The 2,251-nt window shown below is 54.5% G+C and carries 3 protein-coding genes; all 3 read left to right on the top strand.

The features are described from left to right. Positions 1-88: 88 nt before the first annotated feature. From ABJK56_RS19310 to ABJK56_RS19300, 3 genes are read left to right on the top strand one after another with little or no spacing between them, the layout of a single operon-like run. The gene (locus ABJK56_RS19310; protein ID WP_347246324.1) at positions 89-1,051 is read left to right on the top strand and encodes an amidohydrolase family protein; all 963 of its coding nucleotides are present in this window, start codon (positions 89-91) and stop codon (positions 1,049-1,051) included. A gap of 6 nt (positions 1,052-1,057) precedes the next feature. Then, positions 1,058-1,732, top strand: coding sequence for an FAD-dependent oxidoreductase (locus tag ABJK56_RS19305; RefSeq protein WP_347246323.1), 675 nt, complete (start codon positions 1,058-1,060; stop codon positions 1,730-1,732). Beyond that, positions 1,729-2,151, top strand: a complete 423-nt coding sequence (locus ABJK56_RS19300) for an FAD-dependent oxidoreductase (RefSeq protein ID WP_347246322.1) — start codon at positions 1,729-1,731, stop codon at positions 2,149-2,151. The genes ABJK56_RS19305 and ABJK56_RS19300 overlap by 4 nt, the downstream gene beginning before the upstream one ends. Positions 2,152-2,251: the final 100 nt, after the last annotated feature.

The following is a 2,251-nucleotide window of genomic DNA, read 5'->3' as shown; positions in this document are numbered from 1 at the left end:
GTGATCATGGCGGATCGGGAGGAGGGCCCCACCCGAATTTAGATCTATCGATAGGGCTTATGTTGACGGAGCCGCCAAGTATAGCATAATGTTTAAATTACAAATTACCTATTTCGCGATGTTGATAGTTGACTTTTCGTCTCATGTAATACCCCCTAACTCAACTGGCATCTTCAAGCGTTCATGGATGCACGATGAGAACCAAGAGGATCCTGAATTCCGCATACGGTTAATGGAGAAATATGGCGTCGATATACAGGTGGTACATTTAAGTGCCGCGCACCTCTATGGACTCGACGCAAGGGAGGCGGAGCGCGCCTGCAGGCTTTCCAATGACTATGTTAACAAGTTGGTGTCTGCGCATCCCGACAGATTCGCTGGATGCGGTGTATTGAATATATTAGACACGAGATCCGCGTTGGAGGAACTGGATAGGGTCACCGGAGACCTCGGCTTCAGATGTGTGACCATGGGAACTCATCAAGGAGACGTGGCGTTAGATTCGGAGGAGCTTCATCCGCTCTATGAGAGGATCGCCGCTCTTAACGTGCCAGTGTTCCTCCATCCGGTGAACTGGGACGGATATCGCCTAGCCAGCGAGGGAAACGGCGTGCACGCCATGTCGACATTTGGCTGGCCGTTCGACACCTCGCTTGCATTATGGAGGTTGATCGTGGGAGGAGTTATGGATAAGTTCCCGGCGCTCAAGTTGATCACACATCATCTAGGGGGCATGTTTCCATTCTACCGCATGAGGGCGGAGTTCCGCTTCAATCGCTACTACGGCAGTCGTGGAAGGACCCTCAAGGATTATCTGAAAAACGTATATGCGGACACGGCAGTGGACGGCAGGTCCGTCGCGGACCTGATGGCAGCGTACTCTCTCTTCGGACCTAGAAGAATTCTATTCGGATCTGACTGGCCATATATAGATGCTCAGAGCTCGATCAGGGATAACGTTGATGCTATTAATGCGATGCCCGTACCGGAGGACGAAAAACAACTGATATTCCACGGCAATGCGGAAGAGCTGCTCCGCATTCACGGGTGATTCTGCATGGATGTGCTGGTGATCGGTGGTGGAATAGCCGGCGCTATGACGGCACACTACCTGTCATCAGCTGGCTTCAGCGTGGCGCTGGCTGATCGGGAAATGAGGAACGCCGTCAGCACGTCGATGTACAACGCAGGCTCCTTGGACGAAAACCCATCGTTCACGGAGGTGCGGCCGGTGAGCGCGGCAGTAGCGTCGCTCCTAGGCAGATACGCACCCGTCAGCGCATCGCTTGGCAACATCGTGAAGGATGCAGGATGGATCGTTCGCGCCCTGAATGTGAAGAGGAAAATTCGCAATCCCCTTGAGGAGCGGCTGCTGAGACTCAGCTTGGCGTTATGGGATGACCTAGTGAAGGAGGATAGTGAGCTGGAGTACTACTCCAAGAGAGGGCTCAGACTCTATGGAGATCTGGCGCGCGCCGAGGCGGAATCCAAGTACCTGAAAGGACGGCTGCTTAACGCACGGGAGGTTGAGGATCTGGGGTTCGTGGGATTCCAAGGAGGTGTTGAGCACGAGTCTAGGTGGATAAACCCACATCATGTGATGCGCAGAATGAGGGATAAGCACCTGGAGGACGGTGACGAGATCCGCCCGGAGGACGTACTCTGCGGTGCAGGCTTGGGGTACTGCCTGTCCGCGGCGTCACGGTCATCGCCGGGTATGAGGAGGGTATGATAGGGCTTCCCGCAATACTGGGGGGCTTGGGCGCCGTAGTGGCGTTTCATAGAGAATCAGTGCTCAGGATCAGCGGTTATTTCGAGCTCGCGGGATATGGCATTGACGTCGAGCCACGGGCCAAGCAACTGCTGGCACGGGTAGGCGAGCGTATCAAAGTACGCGGCCTACATGCGATCGAGATCGGCGTTGGCATGCGTCCGTGCACCTATGATCAGCTTCCAGTTGTGGGGGTGATTCCAAACCACAGAAATCTGTACGTCGCCACGGGCGGCTGCAGAAGGGGTATGACCATGGCACCGCTCATGGGCAAGCTAATAGCGGACATGATGTCCGGAGGAAGCCCGAAGAGCTACATGCACGCACTGGACCCTAGCCGCCTGCTCCGGACGCCTGCAGATCGTTATGTTGCACATTAATGAGATTTCCTGGAGGATTTACCCTCAATGATGTATTCGCTGTGCCTGGTAAAGTTAGCGAACAATAACTTCTCTGCAAGGCAAGGGAAGACATTATTGC

Origin of the sequence: Thermogutta sp. (genome assembly GCF_039793925.1) — a bacterium.
Lineage (GTDB): Bacteria > Planctomycetota > Planctomycetia > Pirellulales > Thermoguttaceae > Thermogutta.
This window is presented reverse-complemented; position numbering and strand designations above follow the sequence as displayed.

What these genes read in the sequence shown, in the direction of transcription:
- ABJK56_RS19310 (WP_347246324.1), top strand. Translation starts at nt 89, where the DNA reads ATGTTTAAATTACAAATTACCTATTTCGCGATGTTGATAGTTGACTTT.
- ABJK56_RS19305 (WP_347246323.1), top strand. Translation starts at nt 1,058, where the DNA reads ATGGATGTGCTGGTGATCGGTGGTGGAATAGCCGGCGCTATGACGGCA.
- ABJK56_RS19300 (WP_347246322.1), top strand. Translation starts at nt 1,729, where the DNA reads ATGATAGGGCTTCCCGCAATACTGGGGGGCTTGGGCGCCGTAGTGGCG.